The sequence below is a fragment of the Actinoplanes sp. URMC 104 genome (assembly GCF_051386375.1).
Classification (GTDB): domain Bacteria; phylum Actinomycetota; class Actinomycetes; order Mycobacteriales; family Micromonosporaceae; genus Actinoplanes.
Genome location: NZ_JBPQTO010000012.1, coordinates 511,936 through 530,827, shown reverse-complemented (window position 1 = coordinate 530,827; position 18,892 = coordinate 511,936). Strand labels below are relative to the sequence as shown.

Sequence of the window (18,892 nt, the reverse complement as noted above, 5' to 3'; positions counted from 1 at the left end):
TGCTCACGGCGCAAGGGGAACTGCCCTTCACCCCATCGCCGCATGCCTCGCCCCCTGTTCGTCACGCGTGCCCGGATCGTCCCCTCCCACGCGGTGGATGTGGAAGGTTAACCACGGATTTGCGGGCCGCGCCACCACCCCCTGGAGCGCGTCCCACGGCCTCGCCGCGGGGTCGGGACCGGCGGCCGGCCCCGGCTCGCTGCTCCGCCGGGCTTGTTCGTCGGCGGAGAGTACGTGGACCAGCGGCGAACGGTTCAAAAGGTGTCGGCTGTTGTACAGATCGTCGGCCCGGCGGGACGCCCGGTCACCGTCGATCGCGGGCCGAACTTAAGCCATTCTTAAACCCGTTCTGAGGATACGGACCGGTAACCTGACGCCCTCCGGGCGTTCCGGCCTCGCGGCAGTGGTGCAACACACCCCTCCCGGCTGCGGATCAAGGTGTCGGGCGGTGTCACCGTGGAGGAGCGCCCGGGACGACGTCGTCCCGGGTGGGGCACACGACACCGATCGAAAGGAGCGGATCCATGCCGCACCTCGACCTCGGCGCCGTACGCGCCACCTGGCGGGCGGCTCTGCGCCGCCTCGACGTCTGGACGCTCGAGACCCTCAACCCCCCGGCCGGCGGCCGTCGCCCCCGTCTCTGAGGTCGCCACCGCACAACCGCAACGCGAACGCTCACATCGTCCTGCCCCCCATGCCGGTGTGAGGTCGTGCCCTGTGCGGCAGTGCCGGGACAGAAACGGCGGCGGGGTAGCTCCCCGCCGCCGTTTCGCCGTTTCCCCTGTCATACCCGGGCGGTAGCGTCGTGGGCATGAGCAGCTTCGAGGCAGACCCCGAGGTCGGGCTCCCCGCGCCGGCCACCGTGGAGCTGCTTGAGGGCGCGCCGGTCGCCCTGGGCGGCCCGCGCGGCTTCGCCGTCACCCGCACCCTGCCCAACCGCCGGCGCCGCATGGTCGGCGCCTGGTGCTTCCTCGATGCGTACGGTCCGCACGACCTGGCGGACTCCGACGGCATGCGCGTCGGCCCGCACCCGCACACCGGCCTGCAGACGGTGACCTGGCTGCTCGCGGGCGAGGTGCTGCACCGCGACAGCCTCGGCACGGTGCAGGAGATCCGCCCCGGCCGGCTCAACCTGATGACCGCGGGCCGCGGCATCTCCCACTCCGAGGAGACGCCGCGCGAGCACACGCCCGTGCTGCACGGCGTTCAGCTGTGGGTCGCGCTGCCGCACGCCGCCCGCGACATGCCGCCCGCCTTCGCCCACCACGACGACCTGCCCGTCGTCACCGGGGACGGGTTCACCGCGACGGTCCTCATGGGCACCTTCGCGGGCGCCACCTCGCCCGCTGACTGCCACACGCCCCTGGTCGGCGCCGAGATCACGCTCGCGCCCGGCCCCGGGTCCACCCTCCTGCTGCGGCCCGATTTCGAATACGCGGTGCTCGCGCTCGACGGCGCGGTGGTCGTCGACGACACCACGCTCAAGCCCGGCCCGCTGCTCTATCTGGGTGCCGGCCGGGATTCCGTACGGGTGGCGACCGGCTCCGCGTCCCGCCTGCTGCTGCTCGGCGGCGAGCCGTTCGAGGAGCGCCTGGTCATGTGGTGGAACTTCGTCGGCCGCGACCACGACGAGATCGTCCAGATGCGAGCCGACTGGGCGGACCGCACGCCCCGGTTCGGCGAGGTCCGCGGCTACGACGGTCTGCCGCTGCCCGCTCCGCCCATGCCCATCTCCCGGCTGGTCCCGCGCGGCCGCGTCCGATGACCTGAGGCCGCCCCGAGTCACCCGTGGGGCTTCGGTTTTGGCAGACGGCGCACGGGCGGTGCGTCCGCGGGGGCGTTCGGGTTGACGGTGCCCCGGCGCGGGCGGATGGTCGAGGTACGGCCTTGTCTGCCGTTCACAGGGAGCATCAGTGGACGTCTGGGATCTGGGGAAGCTCGCGCTCATCGTGGCCACACCGACGCTGCTCGGCGCTGTCGTGGTCTTCGCCCCCAAGTGGTGCGGCGCGATCGCCGACCGCTGGGAGGCGGCACGTCCGAAACCGCCGCAGCCCCTCGGGCCGCCCATCGAGCAGCTCGCCGCCGACCTGCGCCGCCTGCTGCGGCTGCACAGCGAGCTCACCGCGTCGGCCCACCTGGCGATGCGCGCCCACCGCCTGTGGGCGGTCGAGGCGGCGATCGGCACCCGGGCGATCGAGGCGGCCCGCGCGCTCGGCCTCGCCCACCCCGAGATCGCGGCCGAGCAGACCCTCACCCGGCGCCAGCTGCACGACCTGCTGATGTCGCTGGCCGCGGCCGGCCTGGTCCTGCCCGCCAAGGTGGGCCCGTTCACCTCCGACGGTCGCATCTGATCACGGTCGCTGTCGAGCCGCCCTGTGGACGACGGCCGATTGTGGACAACCCCGATCAGTGGCCCGCCGCGACGTAGGGTCTTCGCATCCCGGGCGGACCGGCCGCCCGGCGGGAGCGGAGTCGCGGTGGGCTGAGATGACACTCAAGGTCGCGATCGCCGGCGCGGGCATCGGCGGGCTGACGCTGGCCCACGCGCTGCGCCGGCGCGGCATCGACTGCGTGGTGTTCGACCGGGATGCGGGGCTCGAGCGCACCGACGGCTACCGGCTGCACCTCACCGCGGAGGCGTTCGCCGCGCTCGGCGACGTGCTCCCCGAGGCGTCGGTGCGGGCGCTGCGCGAGTGCGGGGCCGACAACGACGCGTTCCGGCAGTTCGCCGTGCTCGACCATCGCGGTCGCACGCGGCTGCGGATCCCGGTGCGCCACCCCGGCGAGGTGCTCATGATCGGCCGGCGCCCGTTGCGCGCCGTGCTCGCCCGCGGCCTCGAGCTCCACCTGAGGTGGGGGACCCCCGTTTCCGGGTACGAGGCCACGGCGACCGGCGTCGTGCTCGCCGACGGCACCGAGGCCGACGTGCTGGTGGCCGCGGACGGCGCCGGCTCGCGCACCGCGCGGCGATGGGTGGGGCGGAGCACCGCTCGGCCGGCCGGCGTCGTGGGTATCGCCGGCCGGTCGCTGCTGCCCCGGCGCATCCCGGCCGACCTGCGCCACGGTCTCGCGTTCGTGATCGGCCCGGGCGGCGTGGGCTCGTTCCTGAGCCTGCACGGCGCGCGGGGCGACGACCCCGCCGCCGAGCCGCCGTACGTGGTCTGGTCGGTGGTCGCCGAGCAGGTCGGCAGCGACCTGCTGCGCGAGGCGCACCGGTTGACCGCCGGCTGGAGCGACGACTTCCACGCGCTGATCGACGGGTCCGAGCCGGGCAGCGTCGCGGCGTTCCCGTTCTGGTTCCCGGCCGCGCTGCAGCCCTGGCCCGCCGGCCGCGTGACCCTGCTCGGGGATGCGATCCACCCGATGCCGCCCACCGCCGGCGCCGGGGCGAGCACCGCAATCCTCGACGCCGTCCACCTCGCGGACGACCTGGCGACCTGCCCGGTCGACGAGGCGCTCGCGCGCTACCAGCAGAGACTTCTCACGTACGCCCCGAGGGCCGTCGACGAGGCGCGCCCGCCGCTGGCCTGGCAGCGGCGCCTGGCAAACCCGGTGCTGCACGCGCTGGCGACCCGGGTGGCGCTGCCGTCCGCCGGCGCCGGGCTGCGCCTGCGCGAGCGGCTGGGGTGGTGAGGCGGCTGGAGGAGCGGCGCGGGCGGGTGACGCGGCCAGTGGTTGGGGCCGCGCAGGTGGTCAGGCGGCCGGCGGCTGAAGGCGCGGCGCGGGCGGTGAGGTGGCCGACGGCGCGGGCGGCTCAGGCGGTGAAGCGGCTCGAACCGAGGATCCGCGTGACGGTGATCTCGATGGCCACGCGCGCCGGGTTGGGGCGGGGGGTGCGGTAGCGGGCCGCGTAGCGCTTGACGGCCTCGGCCACCGACGAGGGGTCGTCGCGCACGACCGCGAGCCCCTCGACGGTCGTCCAGCGGGGGCCCTCCACCTGGCAGACGGCCACCCGGTTCTGGCCGTTGCGGACGTGCCGCACGTGCGCCGACGTCGACGACGAGATCACCCGGGCCAGCCCGCCCGCCGGGTCGAGCGTCGCGCCGACCGCCACCACGTGCGGCGAGCCGTCGGCCCGCAGCGTGGTCAGCGTGCACAGGTGGCGCTCGGTCCAGAACTCGAGCAGCTCGGGGTTGTCGATGCTGACGCGGCCGCTCACCGGCGGGCCGCCACGCGCGTACGGATGCTCACCCGGCCCATCATGCGGGTTGCCAAGATCGACCGGGGAGCCGGGGGCCGGATCAGGCGTGCTCGGCAGGCAGGATTCCCCGGCGCACGGCGGCGACCAGGCAGGCGTGGTCGTGTTCGACCTGGTCGGCGTAGGCGCGGGCGAACCGGCACAGCGCCTCGGCCAGCTTGCTGCTGCTGCCGACGTAGCCGGCGATCATGGAGGCGCCGCTGGTGCGGGCGTGCGACTTCGCCAGCAGGTAGCCGCAGATCCCGGCGTAGTCGCTCAGCGCCCCGGCGTCGATGTCCTCGACGACGATCGCGCCCTTCATGTCGCGGAACTGGCGCACGTAGAACTGGGTGTCGCCGACCGTCGCCCAGCCCAGCAGCGGGTCCGACACCGTCTGCAGCGCCTGCTGGTATTCGACCACGCGCTGGCCCTGGTGCCGGTGCCATGCCGCGTCGCCGTGCTGGTGGTGCGCCACGACCGAGCGCCGGGCCTGCTTGAGCTGCAGGAACAGCACGTCCGACGGGCTCGACCCCTCGCACAGCGCCACGTACGCCCGCAGGCCGACCGAGCCGACGCCGACCACCTTGTGGGCGATGTCGACGATGCGGTAGCCGGCCAGGATCCGGGCCCAGTGCGGCGGCAGCGTGTTGAGGTAGCCGTCCAGCGCCTCGGCCAGCTGATCGATCTCCGACGCACTGGGCCGGGTGATCAGCGGCGGCTCCTCGACCAGCCGGGTGGTGCCGTCACGAAGCTCGGTGAAGCGGGGCAGCGCCCGGTCGCTGGTGCGCCGGCGGGCGCGCCGGGCGGCCCGGTCGACCTGGTCGCGGAAGCTGGCCCGCGAGGCCGCCGAGCGCAGCCGGTCGACGTCCATCTGGGCGAAGGAGCGGCCCAGCAGCGGCTGCTCGGCGAGGTGCTTGATCTGCCACTGGTACTCCTCGACGCAGTGCTGCACGGCGTCGCCGCAGGCGCTCTCCTTGAAGCCGTTCTGCCGGCCGGCCACGTGCACGCTGGTCACGAGCCGGCGCAGGTCCCACTCCCATGCGCCGGGGTGGGCCTCGTCGAAGTCGTTGAGGTCGAACACCAGCTCCCGCTCGGGGGAGGCGTAGAAGCCGAAGTTGCCCAGGTGGGCGTCGCCGCAGATGACCGGCGTGATGCCGGTGGCGGGCAGCGTGGCGAAGTCGTCGGCCATGACGTTGGCCGAGCCGCGCAGATACGCGTACGGCGAGGCGATCATCCGGCCGACCCGGACGGGCACCAGCCACGGCTGCCGGCCCCGGTTGGCGTTGATGATCTGCGTGACCGGGTCGACCCGGCCGTCCGGTGCCGACCAGTGCGCCATGTCGGAGCGGTGCGAGCGCTCGCGCAGCGACCGGCCCAGCCGGTAGCGCTCGGCGCGCGGCCGGGCGGGCAGGCGCAGGGAGGCGAAGCCCTCGTCGACGGCGGCTTCGAGGACGACGTGCCCGGTTGCTGGTTCCATCACGGCTCACCATAGGGCAGCAGGAGCTTGCGTTCTCCCAGTACCGCTCCTGCGGGTTAACACACCTTCAACGCGAGGTTTCAGCGTGCCGTCGTCAGGCCGAACGACGACGGCGCGACCCCCGGGAACACCTGGGCGAGCGAGCCGACCCCGCAGCGCTTCTGCAGGATCTCCCCGATCACCGAGCGGTAGTCCGTGGTCGCCGCCAGGTCACCCGCCACCAGCGCGCCGGGCGCCAGGCCGGGCCACTTGGCGTACACCTTGCCGCCGCGCACGTTGCCGCCGAGCAGCAGCATCGCGTTGCCGTGCCCGTGGTCGGCGCCGCGCGAGCCGTTCTCCTGCACGCGGCGGCCGAACTCGCTGATCGTCAGCAGCGTCACCGAGCTCATGCCGTCCGGCCCCAGGTCGGCCGCGAACGCCGCGAGCGCCAGCGCGAGGTCGGTGAGGTTGTCGTACATCCGCTGGCCCTTGACCGCCGTGCCGAGACCTTCGTGCATGTCCCAGTCGCCGCAGTCGACCGCGGCCGTCACCAGCCCGGCCTTCGCCTTGATCAGCCGGGCCACGTCGCGCAGCGCCGCCCCCAGCTCGGTGTCGGGATAGACCGCGCCGTTGGCCGGCGTGTACGCGGAGGCCCGCACCGCCGCGCTCGCGGTCAGCGCCTGGTCGGCAGCCTGGGCCGGCAGCGCCTGCAGCAGCGGGGCGTCGGCGTACATCGCCCGCAGCGCCGCCGCCCGCGGGCGCGACGCCGAGTCGCCGGCCAGCGTGAACTTGTCGAGCGAGGCCATCGACACCGAGGGTGCGGGCCCGGCGAACAGGCGGTCCGGCATGGCGGCGCCGACCGAGACCCCGGCGAGGGCCCCCGTGGCGCCGGTGACGCCGAGCATACGCCCCAGCCAGCCGGTCCGCAGCGAGGTGCCGGGCGCCGCGTTCTCCATCGCCTCCATGGCCGCGAAGTGCGAGCGGGTCGGGTCGGGCTGGCCGACCGCGTGCACGCCGGCGAGCTTGCCGCTGGTCCACAGCGGCAGCAGCGGGGCCAGCGCCGGGTGCAGGCCGAACGTGCCGTCGCCGGCGATGACCTGGGCCTTGGGCACGCCGATGGCGGGGCGCGCCTTGTAGTAGTCGGGGTCGCCGATCGGGACCAGCGCCGAGAGCCCGTCGAAGCCGCCGTGCAGCGACAGCACGACGAGCGTGTCGCCGGTGTAGCCGGGTGCGGCGTACGCCAGCTCGGTCGACACCCCGGCCCCCGCGAGCCCGGTGAGCGCGGCCGCGCCCAGCAGCCCGCGCCGGGACACCACGAGCTCGCCGCAGTCGAGACGCAGGGCAGAAATGGTCATCACCTCAGCTGGAAGGACGGCGCGTCGAGCACCAGCGCGATCAGGTACGGCGCGTGGCCGGCGAGCGACTTGTCGGATGCGGTCAGAGGACTGGTCGGCAGCTTGCCCGCGACGCTGAGCACGGCGGCGGTGTGCGCGGTCGGCAGCTTCGCCCCGACGAGCCGGACGGCCAGCGCGTCGACCAGAGCGCCGTACGTCGGCGGCAGCGCGGGCACCAGCGACCGGAGCAGGTCGGCGGGACGGGTGAGCTGGCTGGGGTACCAGCCGGCGGCCAGGTTGAGGTGGTTGTTGCAGCGCATCAGGAAGCCCGAGGGCGAGGCCCACGCCGCGGCCACGTCGGGGAAGCCGTTCGGCGGCGCCCACCGGAACGGCGCGTTGCCCGCGTTGACCAGCCCGTTGAAGAGCGCGTCGAGAGCCTTGACGCCCGCGGTCTCCGGTCCCAGCCCCAGCGCCCGGATCGTGGCGATCAGGTCCTCGAACGGCGTGCGCGTCTTCTGCCCGATCGCGGCGGCGAACTCCGGCGAGGTGAACAGCGCCTTCAGCACCGGCTTGATCGCGGTGTCGTTGTCGAGGTAGACCTTCGCCAGCTTGGTGACCAGCGAGGCCGGCGCCTCGTCGGCGACGAACCGCCGGCACAGCTTGGTGGCGAGGCGCTGGGCGGTGGCGGGGTGCCGCGCCAGGTGGTCGGCGAAGGCCATCGCGGCGGACTCGCCCACCGCTGCGGTGGCGTTGGCGTGCCGGAAGCCGAGGATCTCGACCGCGCCGGTCACGTGGCGCGCGCCGTCGTAGACGTACGCCCCGGAGGTGTTGACCGTGAGCCCGGTGAGCAGGCGGGCCGCGGCGTAGACGTCCTGCTCGGTGTACGCCAGGCCGACCGTGTGCAGCTCCATGAGCTCACGCGCGTAGTTCTCGTTGGGGTGCGTCCTGGTCGACGAGCGGTTGTCGAGGTAGGTGAGCATCGCCGGGTGCCTCATCGACGCCTTGAGCATGTCGGCGAAGCGCCCGAACGCGTGCTTGCGGATCACCTGGGCGTCGTAGTCGCTGCGGCTGTCCCACACGCCGCTGGAGGGGGCGGCGATGTGCAGGTGGTTGGCCCAGAACGCGACCGTGACCTCGAACAGCTGCCGGTTGCTCCACGCGGCGCGCGCCACGGCGGCCCGGCCCAGCTGCTTGAACGCGTCGTACGAGTGCTTGGCGATCGACGAGCGCACCCGGGCGATGCTCGCGCCGGCCAGCGGCATGCGGGCCAGCAGCCCGTCGCACGCGGCGTCGGCGATCGAGGCCGGGTCGAGCTGGCGGTCGAGCCAGCCCGCGACGCCCAGCTGCTTCGCCTCGGCCAGCGTGGCAGGGGTCGGGCCGAACGTCGCGCGGCGCACCAGGTGCGCGATCGGGTCGGCGGGCAGCAGCGCGGCCGGGGCGGCCGGAGCGGAGGCCGCGGCGGCCGGGGCGGCGCCCACGGCGGTGGCGACAGCGGTGGCGGCACCGGCGGCGAGGAGCGTGCGTCGGGTCGTCATGCCCGACCCTTCGGCCCGGACGGGCGTGGCCGTCGCCGTTGCAACCGTGACTAACGGACCCGCAATCGCCGCGCACCCGTACCGCGGGGCCGGTCCCGGACGTACGCTCAAAGCTGTGGATCAGTCTGAGTCGGTACGTACCCCCGCGTCCTGGGTCGTTGTCGGTCTCGACAACGGCGGCACCTGCAACAACGCGACTGTGCTCGACGCGACCGGCCGCTACCTGGTCGACCAGCTCGTCGAGAACCCGAGCCTGGTGACCGAGGGCCCCGAGTCCGCGATCGACCAGCTCGCCGAGGCCTTCCACAACATCCTCGAGCTGACCAGCACCCCGCTCACGCTGGTGCGCGCGGTCGGGCTCGACACCCCCGGCCCGGCGAGCGCCACCGGTGTCATCTCGTCGAAGGGCGCCACCAACTTCAGTCAGGTGTCGTGGCACGGCTTCGACATCCGCAGCGCCCTCGAGGCGCGCATCGGGCTGCCCGTCTTCTATCTGAACGACGCCAACGCGGCCGCGCTCTACGCGCACCACCAGCTGTTCGGCGCCGACGCGATGACCCGCTCGTCGGTCGCCGCGATCGTCGGCACGGGCCTGGGCGGCGGCGTGGTCGAGAACGGCCGCGTGGTCAGCGGCGCCGCGGGCATGGCGGGGGAGCTGGGGCACGTGCAGATCCCGCTGCACGGCGTGCTCGAGGCCGGCCAGCCCGTGCCCGAGTGCAACTGCGGCTTCGCCGGCGACGGGGAGAGCATCGCCTCGCTCACCGGCATCAAGAAGAACCTGCTGCCGTACTGGCTGACCCGCTTCCCCGACCACCCGCTCGCCGCCGAGCCGCTCCCGCAGGCCGCCAAGCAACTGCGGGCGTACGGCGAGAAGGAGGACCCGCTCGCGCTGGCGGTCTTCGAGCAGCAGGCCAAGGCGATCGGCAAGCTGTTCACCATCGCCGCGAACTTCACCGACCCGCACGCGTACCTGCTCGGCGGCGGCGTCGTCGAGGCGTCGCCCAAGTTCCGGCAGTGGTTCCTCAACACGGTCCGCGAGCACACCCAGCTGCGGGCCGAGCAGCAGGCGGCGGCCACGTTCGCGCTGGTCGCCGACCTCGACATGGCCGGCGCCCGCGGCGCGGCCGTCGCCGCCCTGGAAGCCGTGCAGAGCGCCTGAGGCCTGCCGGCTGATCCGACCGCGGGAGGCGCCCTCGGTCAGTCGCTGAGGGCGCTCTCCACGTCCCGGTAGAGCGCCAGGTAGCCGGTCAGCCCGAGGGTGTCGAAGAGGCGGCGCAGGAATCCGGACGGCGCGGCCAGGCGCACCCAGCCGTCGCGCTCGGTGGCGCGGCCGTGCGCGGTCACCAGCACGCCCACCCCCATCGAGTCGCAGAAATCCAGCCCCGAGACGTCGACGACGACCCGGGGCGAGGGCCGTTCGACCAGGCGGGAGAGGTTGGCCTTGAGCGACGGGGCGGTGTCGATGTCGAGGGAACCGCGCAGCACCAGCACGGCCGTGTTCGGCGGATGGTGCGCGACCGAGACCTGCATGGCATGTGTCGCTTTCGGTGGAGAACGTGCGGGGGTGCCTCTCACCCTAGGGGAGGCGGGCCCCGATGGCCGAATCGGCTACTGGGCAGTAATTTGGGGGCGTGAGCATTCGCGCAGGTGACGTCGTCGAGGACTTCCAGCTTCCCGATCAGGACGGCGTGCCGCGCCGGCTGAGCGACCTGCTCGCCGCCGGCCCGGTGGTGCTGTTCTTCTATCCCGCCGCCATGACCTCCGGCTGTACGGCCGAGGCGTGCTCGTTCCGCGATCTGGCCGCGGAGTTCCGCGAGGCGGGCGCCCAGCGCGTCGGGATCAGCCGCGACGAGCCGGCGCGGCAGAAGCAGTTCGCCGACCTGCACGCGTTCGACTACCCGCTGCTCAGCGACCCCGACAGCAGGGTCGCCGCCGCGTTCGGCGTCAAGCGCAAGCTGCCGCTGGGCCCGCTGAGCACCAAGCGGATGACCTTCGTGATCGACACCGACCGACGGGTGCTCGAGGTCATCCACTCCGAAACCAACATGCAGGACCATGCCGAGCTTGCCTTGGCCTCGCTCCGCTCGGCCGGAACTTCGCCCCGGAAGGTCGATGCCGAGGACACCGAAAACGGCCTCGGCTCCGCCTAGCCGTTTTCGGCGCCCTCGACATCGACGGGCGAAGTTCGCCGGTGCTCAGATGCTGTTCTTCCAGGCCCGGCCGGAGCGGCCGATCAGGCGGTCGGCGTCGGCCGGGCCCCACGAGGCGGCCTCGTAGGTGGGGATCGGCGAGTTGTCGCTGGCCCAGTGCTCGATGATCGGGTCGACGATCCGCCAGCACTGCTCGACCTCGTCGGTGCGGATGAACAGCGTCGGGTCGCCCAGCAACGCGTCGAGCAGCAGCCGCTCGTACGCCTCGGGGGACTCCTCGGCGAACGTGTTCTCGTACGAGAAGTCCATGCTCGCCGTGCGCACCCGGAACGAATGCCCCGGCACCTTGGCGCCGAAGCGCAGCGAGATGCCCTCGTTGGGCTGGATGCGCAGGATGAGCGCGTCCGCCTCGAGCCCGGTGAGCTGGTCCTGCGGGATCGGCAGGTGCGGCGGCCGCTGGAACTGCAGTGCCACCTCGGTCACGCGCGCGGGCAACCGCTTGCCGGTGCGCACGTAGAACGGCACCCCGGCCCAGCGCCAGTTGTCGACGTTGAGCCGCATGGCCGCGTACGTCTCGGTGCGCGACAGCGGGTCGACGCCGACCTCCTCGCGGTAGCCGGCCATCAGGTCGTCGCGGGTGCCGCCGCGGGTGTACTGCCCGCGCACCGCCAGGTCGGCGATGTCGCGGTTGGTGGGCAGCCGGATCGCCTGGAGCAGCTTCACCTTCTCGTTGCGCAGCCCCTCGGCCTCGAACGACGCGGGCGGCTCCATGAGCGCGAGCGCGAGCACCTGCAGCACGTGGTTCTGCACGATGTCGCGCATCGCGCCGGCGTGCTCGTAGAAACCGCCGCGGGTGCCCACGCCCAGCGTCTCGGCGACCGTGATCTGCACGTGGTCGATCCACGAGCGGTCCCAGATCGGCTGGAAGATCGAGTTGGCGAAGCGCAGCGCCAGCACGTTCTGGACGGTGTCCTTGCCCAGGTAGTGGTCGATGCGGAAGACCTGGGGCTCGTCGAACGAGCCGTGCACGACGCGGTCGAGCTCCCGGGCGGTGGGCAGGTCCCGGCCGTACGGCTTCTCGATGACCAGCCGCGAGAACGAGCCCTCGCGCGCGTGGTTGAGCCCCGCGCCGGCCAGGCCGTTGATCACCGGCTCGAACGCCTCGGCGGGCGTGGACAGGTAGAACAGGCGGTTGCCGGCCGTGCCGCGGACCGCGTCGAGCTCGTCGAGGGTCTCGGCCAGGCGCTTGTACGTGTCCGGGTCGTCGTAGCCGCCCGAGACGTACCGGATGCCGCCCTGCAGCTGCGGCTTGTCGAGCAGCCGGCGCTCACCGAGCAGGCTGTCGGCGAACTGCTCGTCGGCCATCGGCGTACGCGCGACGCCGACCAGGGCGAACTCGCTGGGCAGGCGGTTGTGGCGAGCGAGGCTCTCCACGGCGGGGAGCAGCTTGCGCCGGGTCAGGTCGCCCGACGCGCCGAAGATCACCAGCGTGGCGGGTGGGGCGCTGCGCTCCTGGATGAGCTGAGGGGCGTTGTCCATGGTCTCTGGTTGTCCTCCGGCCGTCGGGTCCGTCCGGGAAAACTTTACGCAGCGTGGAGTCGGAAAGGTTCATACCCATCCTCCGATGCGACCAGGGATACAGCGACAAAAGTGGCAAACTGGCGGGTATCTGTTGTCTTGGCCGAGGGGGACCCGTGAAGTACCGGCTCGTGACCCGCAGCGACTTCGACGGCCTGGTCTGCGCGGTGCTGCTGCGTCACCTCGACATGATCGACGACATCAAGTTCGTGCACCCCAAAGACGTGCAGGACGGCGAGGTCGAGGTCACCGCGAACGACATCCTGACCAACCTGCCGTACGCCCCGGGCGCGCACCTGGTCTTCGACCACCACCACTCGGAGACGCTGCGCAACGAGGGCAACCTCAGCAACCACATCATCGACGCCGAGGCGCCCTCGGCGGCCCGGGTGATCTACGAGTACTACGGGGGCCGGGAGCGCTTCCCCGAGGTATCCAACGGCCTGATGTACGCGGTCGACCAGGCCGACTCGGCCGACTACACGCTCGAGGACGTCCTGCACCCCGAGGGCTGGACGCTGCTGAACTTCCTCATGGACAGCCGCACCGGGCTGGGCCGGTTCCGCGAGTTCCGGATCTCCAACTACCAGCTGATGATGCAGCTCATCGACGCCTGCATCCAGCACAACGACGTCCGCGAGATCCTCCGGCTGCCGGACGTGGCCGAGCGGGCGGAGCTGTACCGGGCGCAGCACGACCTGTTCGTCGAGCAGCTCAAGCGGGTCAGCCACGTCGAGGGCGACGTGGTCGTGGTCGACCTGCGCGGCGAGGAGGTCATCCACGCCGGGAACCGGTTCATGGTGTACGCGTTGTTCCCCGAGGCGCGCGTGTCGGTGCACATCATCTGGGGGCGGCAGAAGCTCAACACCGTCTTCGCGTGCGGCAAGTCGATCCTCGACCGCACCTCGCCGGTCGACATCGGCGCGGTCATGCTGCGCTACGGCGGCGGCGGGCACCTCGCGGCCGGCACCTGCCAGGTCCCGCACGAGGAGTCCGACCGCGTCGAGCTCGAGATCATCGAGGCGCTGCGCTCACCCCGTACGGTCGCGGTCTGATACTCGAGGGGCGGGAGGATCCTCCCGCCCCTCGTCCGCGGGTCGCGGGTCATGCCCAATGACCCCACCCGCCGGTCGTGCTCCGCGCCCCACGCGCGTCATCACGACGGTCCCGCGTCCACCAGCGCGGGAGTCTCGCGTCAGCCCTTGTAGGCCCACTTGCTCGTGCCGCCGGCGGCCACCGGCTCCCGGTCGCCCTCGACCGCCTCGTCCGTCGCGCTCCTGTCGGTGGCGGTCGGCGTCTCGTCCTCGTCCGGCTCGTCCTCCTCGGCGCGGTGCCGGGCGCGGACCATCATCACCGCGCCGCCGAGCAGCGCGAGCCCGGCGACCACCCAGCCGGCGATCGACCAGACCGACGGGCCGCGCTCGGCGTCCGCGACCGTGTCCTCGAACAGCTGCGCCTCGGGGTCCTCGGTCGTCCCGGATGCCCCGCCGCCGTGGCCGTGCCCGGCCTGCTGCCCGCCGGTGGGGTCGGCCGTCAGCTTGATGGCCGCCGGGGGGACCGCCGGGCCGGGCTTGCCGTCGGCGTAGGTCGTGGCGACGCGCAGCTGGAACGTGCTCAGCGAGGGCAGCGGCCCGATCGCCACGGTGAGGTCCGTGCTCGCGCCGGGCGCGAGGTCCCTGCCCGGCATCGCCAGCCACGTGATCGCCGAGGCGGCCTGGTCGGTCGGCACGCCGCCGTGCAGCGTGGGCAGCTCGGTCGACACCGTGCGGGTCTCGATCCGCGGCGCCCAGTCGTCCACCGACAGCGGATAGACCTCCGCCACCGGGGTGTCCGCCGGCAGCCGCACCGTGACCGTGCGGATCGGCTTGTCGCCGTCGTTGGTCACGTGCAGCTTGAAGTTCTCCCCGCTGCCCTGCACGGCGGTCGACGGCGACACCGTCACGTCGGCCAGGGCCGGGGTCGCGGCGAGCACGCCGAGTGCAGCAACAGCGACCGGAACGCCCGCGCGGCGGGCCAGCTGGAAGTGCCTCACGGGGGGTAGTTCGGATCACACGCCGGAAAGGTTCAACGCCACCGGAATTTCTTTTTGCTCCGCCGTCCCGCCCGGCGTCGGCCGGCCGGTCGCCGGCTTGCACAATGACTCGCATGCGTGACGTGCCGATCGGCGGGGACATGATCAGACTCGGACAGTTCCTCAAGCTGGCCGACCTCATCGACACCGGCGGCGAGGGCAAGGTGCTCATCGCCTCCGGGGACGTGTCGGTCAACGGCGAGGTGGACACCCGGCGGGGCCGGCAGCTGCACCCCGGCGACGTGGTCGAGGTCTTCGGCAAGCAGGCCCGGGTGGTCTCCTCCTAGGGCACGCCGGCTGCCCCGGATTGCCCGTTCGCCGGACGGAGCGTGACGAATGGTTGACATCGTGTCGATCTCAGGCATGTACTGAGGCCGTTGTGTTGCCGGCGTCACAACGTGCCGCCGGGACCGAGCAAGCCTCGCCGGGGAGGCCGGATGTCACGCAGGCCCACACGCGCCCTGCTCGCCGCGGCCGCCGCCGCCGTGCTCGCCCTCACGGGATGTGCCGGCTGGGGCGGCGGGCCGGGCGGCGGAGGCGCGAACAGCATCAACGTCCTGATGGTGAACAACCCGCAGATGATCGATCTGCAGCGGCTCACCGCGGCGAACTTCACCCGTGAGACCGGCATCAACGTCAACTTCACGGTGCTGCCGGAGAACGACGTCCGCGACAAGATCAGCCAGGAGTTCTCGAGCCAGGCGGGCCAGTACGACGTCGCCTCGCTGAGCAACTTCGAGATCCCCATCTACGCCAAGTCGAAGTGGATCGCGCCGCTCGACGACTACGTCACCGCCGACACCGCGTTCGACCAGGACGACATCCTCGCGCCGATGACGCAGTCGCTGACCGCGGACGACGGCAAGCTGTACGGCGAGCCGTTCTACGGCGAGTCCTCATTCCTGATGTACCGCAAGGACGTCCTGGACGCGGGCGGCGTGCAGATGCCCGCGAAGCCGACCTGGCAGCAGGTGGCCGACATCGCCGCCCGGGTCGACAACAAGCAGCCGGGCATGCGCGGCATCTGCCTGCGCGGCCAGCCGGGCTGGGGGCAGATCTTCGCGCCGCTCACCACGGTGGTGAACACCTTCGGCGGCACCTGGTTCGAGCAGGACTGGACGCCCAAGGTGGACGCGCCCGAGTTCACCGAGGCCACGAACTTCTACGTGAACCTGGTGCGCACGCACGGCGAGAACGGCGCCCCGCAGGCCGGCTTCACCGAGTGCCTCAACAACATGATCCAGGGCAACGTCGCGATGTGGTACGACGCCACGAGCGCCGCGGGCTCGCTGGAGGCCGACGACTCCCCGGTCAAGGGCAAGATCGGGTACGCCCCGGCGCCCGTCGTGAAGACCCGCAGCTCCGGCTGGCTGTACGCCTGGTCGTGGAGCATCCAGCAGGCCAGCTCCCAGAAAGACAACGCCTGGAAGTTCATCTCGTGGGCGTCCAGCAAGCAGTACGAGGAGCTGGTCGGCCGCGAGGTCGGCTGGTCCAGCGTCCCGGCCGGCAAGCGCGCCTCGACGTACGAGAACCAGGACTACCTCGGCGTCGCGTCGGCGTTCGCCGAGCCGACCCGGGCGGCGATCGAGGGCGCCGACCCGCGCAACCCGGGCGTGCAGCCCCGGCCCGCGATCGGCATCCAGTTCATCGACATTCCGGAGTTCACCGACCTGGGCACCCAGGTGTCGCAGTACGTCAGCTCGGCGATCGCCGGGCAGATGAGCGTCGACGAGGCGCTGGATCGGGGTCAGCGGCTCGCCGAGGACGTCGCCGAGCGCTACCAGTCCCGCGAGGAGGGCTAGGCATGACTGACTGCACCGGAGTCAGCGAAGCGCCCGCAGGGCCAGGAAGGCATGCCACAGGAGGCTCAGCATGACATCGGTCGCCGAGAAGTCGCGCGTCGGCACCGCGGAGTCGCCGCAGCCCGGGGCGGCGCGGCGGGCCTCCGCCTGGGCGCGGCGCGCGCCGCTGCTGCCCGCGCTCATCTTCATGATCGTCGTGACGCAGCTGCCGTTCGTGGCCACGCTGGTCATCTCGTTCATGGACTGGAACGCGTACTACCCCGACGAGCGCGGCTTCGCGGGCTTCGACAACTTCGTCCGGGTGTTCACCGACGTCAACATGCGCGACGCGGTGTGGACCACGATCCTGCTGACCGTCGGCGTGGTGCTGATCAGTCTGCTGCTCGGCCTGGGCATCGCGCTGCTGCTCGACCGCAAGTTCCGCGGCCGCGGCGCGGTGCGCACGATGATGATCGCGCCGTTCCTGGTGGTTCCCGTCGCCGCGGCGCTGATCTGGAAGCACGCGCTCTACAACCCCGAGTACGGCCTGTTCAACGGCGCGCTCACCTGGGTGTGGGGGCTGTTCGGCTCGGACAGCCCGCCGCAGCCCGACTGGATCAGCAACATGCCGCTGTGGGCGGTCATCTTCTCGCTGGTCTGGCAGTGGACGCCGTTCATGATGCTGATCCTGCTGGCCGGGCTGCAGGGCCGCCCGCTCGACGTGATCGAGGCCGCGCGCATCGACGGCGCGAACACCTGGCAGATCTTCCGCAGCATGACGCTGCCGCACCTGCGCCAGTACCTCGAGCTGGGCGCGCTGCTCGGCTCGATCTACATCGTGCAGAACTTCGACGCGGTCTTCACGATCACGTCCGGCGGCCTCGGAACGGCGAACCTGCCGTACACGATCTACCAGATCTTCTACCAGGCCCACGACTACGGCCGGGCGTCCGCCGCCGCGGTCGTCGTGGTCATCGGCACCATCATCATCGCGACGTTCGCGCTGCGGACCGTCTCGTCGCTGTTCAAGGAGGAGTCGGGCCGATGACCGTCACCGATACCGCCCCGGTCCCCGCCACCCGCGACGAGGCCGGCCGGCCGGTCAAGAAGCGCCGCGAGGGGGCCAACGTCTGGCTCAGCCTGCTCGCCTGGATAGTCGGCATCCTGTTCGTGCTGCCGGTGGTCTGGATGGTGCTCACCTCATTCCACAGCGAGAGCAACGCCGCCCAGAACCCGCCTGCGGTCTTCGCGCCGCTGACCCTGGAGGGCTACCGCGAGTTCTTCTCCGGCGGCGCCAGCCCGTGGCCGCCGCTGCTCAACTCGCTCACCGCCAGCGTGGTGTCCACGCTGATCGTGCTGCTGCTGGCGCTGCCCGCCGCGTACGCGCTGAGCATCAAGCCGGTCAAGAAGTGGACCGACGTGCTGTTCTTCTTCCTGTCCACCAAGATGCTGCCGGTGGTGGCCGGCCTGCTGCCGCTGTACCTGTTCGCCCAGTACGCCGGGCTGCTCGACAACATCTGGCTGCTGATCGTCTTCTACACGTCGATGAACCTGCCGATCGCCGTCTGGATGATGCGCTCGTTCCTGTCCGAGGTGCCCGTCGAGATGCTCGAGGCCGCGGCCGTCGACGGGGCCGGGCTCACCAAGACGCTGCGCTCGGTCATCGCCCCGGTCGTGATGCCCGGCATCGCCGCCACCGCGCTGATCTGCTTCATCTTCAGCTGGAACGAGCTGCTGTTCGCCCGGGTGCTGACCGCCACGGTCGCCGAGACCGCCCCGGTGTTCCTGACGTCGTTCGTCACCAGCCAGGGCCTGTTCCTGGCCCAGCTCTGCGCGGCCGCGTTCGTGGTCTCGCTGCCCGTGCTGGTGGCCGGCTTCGCCGCCCAGGACAAGCTCGTGCAGGGCCTGTCGCTGGGCTCGGTCAAGTGACGCCTCAGGTCACCGCGAACGCGAACCCGGCCGTCGGCACGGCGAAGAACAGCGACAGCACGGCGAGCCGGGGGATCGACGGGCGGCGGGTGAGCACGGCGTACGCCGCCAGGAGCACCGGGATCGCGAGCAGCTGCCCGGTCAGCGTGCTCCGCGGCACCACCACGTCGGCGGCGGCGCAGGCGAGGCTCGTCGCCAGCGCCGCCACCCACAGGCCGAGCCCGGCGCGGTAGGCGAAGCGGGCGCCGAAGCGTACGGCGAAGGTCCGGTCCCCGGCGCCGGCGTCGGCGGGCAGGTCGGTGACCGTGGTCGGCACATAGACGGCGGCCGCGAACAGCAGCCCGATCAGAGCGAACTGCCACGGGAACGCCCACGGGTCGCGGGTGATCGACCAGCCCGCGGCGGGGGAGACGACGCCCACGACCAAGGCGTTGACGGCGACGTCCCAGCCCGGCCGGGTCTTGAGGCGCAGCGGCGGCGCGCTGTACGCCCACCCGAGCGCCAGCACCCCGGCCACGCCCAGCACGAACAGCGGCCGCACGAACAGCGCGGCGGCGAGGGCGGCGACGGCGATCCACCAGTACCAGCGGCGCAGCCGCCGCTCGTCGACCGCCCCGGTGACCAGCGGCGCGGTCGCCTTGCGCGGGTTCGCGCGGTCGCTGTCCAGGTCGTGCAGGTCGTTCTGCGCGAGCACGGCGCCCCACACCAGCGGACCCAGCACCAGCAGGGCCACCGCCGCCCGCGGCGGGTCGGCGGGGGTGAGCCGGCCGTCGGCGAGCACCGTGCCCAGATAGGCCGGCACCCACGAGACCGGCCAGAACCACGGTCGCGACACCGCGACCACGAGCGTGGCAGCTGTCATGCGCCAGATCGTGCCGGGG

The 18,892-nt window shown here is 72.2% G+C and carries 18 protein-coding genes; 10 read left to right on the top strand and 8 right to left on the bottom strand.

The window, feature by feature from the left end; translation table 11 throughout:
- Nucleotides 1-811: 811 nt before the first annotated feature.
- The 3 genes from ACSNN8_RS41395 (at nucleotide 812) to ACSNN8_RS41385 (ending at nucleotide 3,633) form a co-directional block, all read left to right on the top strand.
- Nucleotides 812-1,765 (top strand): pirin family protein, encoded by a 954-nt coding sequence (locus ACSNN8_RS41395; protein ID WP_436656587.1) that lies wholly within the window; start codon nucleotides 812-814, stop codon nucleotides 1,763-1,765.
- Between the two features lie 148 nt (nucleotides 1,766-1,913).
- Entirely contained in the window at nucleotides 1,914-2,351 is a 438-nt protein-coding gene (locus ACSNN8_RS41390) for a hypothetical protein (RefSeq protein WP_436656585.1), read from the top strand.
- A 136-nt stretch (nucleotides 2,352-2,487) separates the two neighbouring features.
- Entirely contained in the window at nucleotides 2,488-3,633 is a 1,146-nt protein-coding gene (locus ACSNN8_RS41385; RefSeq protein WP_436656583.1) for an FAD-dependent oxidoreductase, read from the top strand.
- 121 nt (nucleotides 3,634-3,754) lie between these two features.
- On the opposite strand, the gene ACSNN8_RS41380 is transcribed toward ACSNN8_RS41385, so the two are convergent.
- From ACSNN8_RS41380 to ACSNN8_RS41365, 4 genes are all read right to left on the bottom strand, one after another.
- The gene (locus ACSNN8_RS41380; RefSeq protein WP_436656581.1) at nucleotides 3,755-4,159 is read right to left on the bottom strand and encodes a pyridoxamine 5'-phosphate oxidase family protein; all 405 of its coding nucleotides are present in this window, start codon (nucleotides 4,157-4,159) and stop codon (nucleotides 3,755-3,757) included.
- Nucleotides 4,160-4,241: 82 nt separating this feature from the next.
- A complete protein-coding gene (locus ACSNN8_RS41375) occupies nucleotides 4,242-5,654 on the bottom strand; it encodes a DUF2252 domain-containing protein (RefSeq protein WP_436656579.1) in 1,413 nt (470 codons plus the stop codon).
- A gap of 80 nt (nucleotides 5,655-5,734) precedes the next feature.
- Nucleotides 5,735-6,988, bottom strand: coding sequence for a DUF1501 domain-containing protein (locus ACSNN8_RS41370; RefSeq protein ID WP_436656577.1), 1,254 nt, complete (start codon nucleotides 6,986-6,988; stop codon nucleotides 5,735-5,737).
- Entirely contained in the window at nucleotides 6,988-8,502 is a 1,515-nt protein-coding gene (locus ACSNN8_RS41365; RefSeq protein WP_436656575.1) for a DUF1800 domain-containing protein, read from the bottom strand. The genes ACSNN8_RS41370 and ACSNN8_RS41365 overlap by 1 nt, the downstream gene beginning before the upstream one ends.
- Before the next feature lie 115 nt (nucleotides 8,503-8,617).
- On the opposite strand from ACSNN8_RS41365, the gene ACSNN8_RS41360 reads away from it, so the two are divergent.
- Nucleotides 8,618-9,661, top strand: a complete 1,044-nt coding sequence (locus ACSNN8_RS41360) for an ROK family protein (RefSeq protein WP_436656573.1) — start codon at nucleotides 8,618-8,620, stop codon at nucleotides 9,659-9,661.
- Nucleotides 9,662-9,699: 38 nt separating this feature from the next.
- Here ACSNN8_RS41360 and ACSNN8_RS41355 read toward each other — a convergent pair whose 3' ends face one another.
- Nucleotides 9,700-10,032, bottom strand: a complete 333-nt coding sequence (locus ACSNN8_RS41355; protein ID WP_436656571.1) for an STAS domain-containing protein — start codon at nucleotides 10,030-10,032, stop codon at nucleotides 9,700-9,702.
- A gap of 101 nt (nucleotides 10,033-10,133) precedes the next feature.
- On the opposite strand from ACSNN8_RS41355, the gene ACSNN8_RS41350 reads away from it, so the two are divergent.
- Nucleotides 10,134-10,652: a peroxiredoxin gene (locus ACSNN8_RS41350; protein ID WP_436656569.1), complete on the top strand. Its 519-nt coding sequence runs from the start codon at nucleotides 10,134-10,136 to the stop codon at nucleotides 10,650-10,652.
- Between the two features lie 45 nt (nucleotides 10,653-10,697).
- On the opposite strand, the gene zwf is transcribed toward ACSNN8_RS41350, so the two are convergent.
- Nucleotides 10,698-12,191 carry a glucose-6-phosphate dehydrogenase gene (gene zwf, locus ACSNN8_RS41345; RefSeq protein WP_436656567.1) on the bottom strand — a complete coding sequence of 498 codons (1,494 nt, stop codon included), beginning with the start codon at nucleotides 12,189-12,191 and terminating at the stop codon, nucleotides 10,698-10,700.
- Nucleotides 12,192-12,346: 155 nt separating this feature from the next.
- Between zwf and ACSNN8_RS41340 the strand changes: the two genes are divergently transcribed.
- The gene (locus tag ACSNN8_RS41340) at nucleotides 12,347-13,285 is read left to right on the top strand and encodes an exopolyphosphatase (protein WP_436656565.1); all 939 of its coding nucleotides are present in this window, start codon (nucleotides 12,347-12,349) and stop codon (nucleotides 13,283-13,285) included.
- A 140-nt stretch (nucleotides 13,286-13,425) separates the two neighbouring features.
- Here ACSNN8_RS41340 and ACSNN8_RS41335 read toward each other — a convergent pair whose 3' ends face one another.
- Nucleotides 13,426-14,262, bottom strand: coding sequence for a DUF1775 domain-containing protein (locus ACSNN8_RS41335; RefSeq protein WP_436656563.1), 837 nt, complete (start codon nucleotides 14,260-14,262; stop codon nucleotides 13,426-13,428).
- A gap of 113 nt (nucleotides 14,263-14,375) precedes the next feature.
- Here ACSNN8_RS41335 and ACSNN8_RS41330 point away from each other — a divergent pair, with 113 nt between their 5' ends.
- From ACSNN8_RS41330 to ACSNN8_RS41315, 4 genes are all read left to right on the top strand, one after another.
- Nucleotides 14,376-14,588 carry an RNA-binding S4 domain-containing protein gene (locus tag ACSNN8_RS41330; RefSeq protein ID WP_436656561.1) on the top strand — a complete coding sequence of 71 codons (213 nt, stop codon included), beginning with the start codon at nucleotides 14,376-14,378 and terminating at the stop codon, nucleotides 14,586-14,588.
- Nucleotides 14,589-14,738: 150 nt separating this feature from the next.
- The gene (locus tag ACSNN8_RS41325) at nucleotides 14,739-16,103 is read left to right on the top strand and encodes an ABC transporter substrate-binding protein (protein WP_436656559.1); all 1,365 of its coding nucleotides are present in this window, start codon (nucleotides 14,739-14,741) and stop codon (nucleotides 16,101-16,103) included.
- Nucleotides 16,104-16,173: 70 nt separating this feature from the next.
- Nucleotides 16,174-17,130 (top strand): carbohydrate ABC transporter permease, encoded by a 957-nt coding sequence (locus tag ACSNN8_RS41320; RefSeq protein ID WP_436656557.1) that lies wholly within the window; start codon nucleotides 16,174-16,176, stop codon nucleotides 17,128-17,130.
- A complete protein-coding gene (locus ACSNN8_RS41315) occupies nucleotides 17,127-18,011 on the top strand; it encodes a carbohydrate ABC transporter permease (protein ID WP_436656555.1) in 885 nt (294 codons plus the stop codon). The genes ACSNN8_RS41320 and ACSNN8_RS41315 overlap by 4 nt, the downstream gene beginning before the upstream one ends.
- 4 nt (nucleotides 18,012-18,015) lie before the next feature.
- Here ACSNN8_RS41315 and ACSNN8_RS41310 read toward each other — a convergent pair whose 3' ends face one another.
- Entirely contained in the window at nucleotides 18,016-18,873 is an 858-nt protein-coding gene (locus tag ACSNN8_RS41310; protein WP_436656553.1) for a UbiA prenyltransferase family protein, read from the bottom strand.
- Nucleotides 18,874-18,892: the final 19 nt, after the last annotated feature.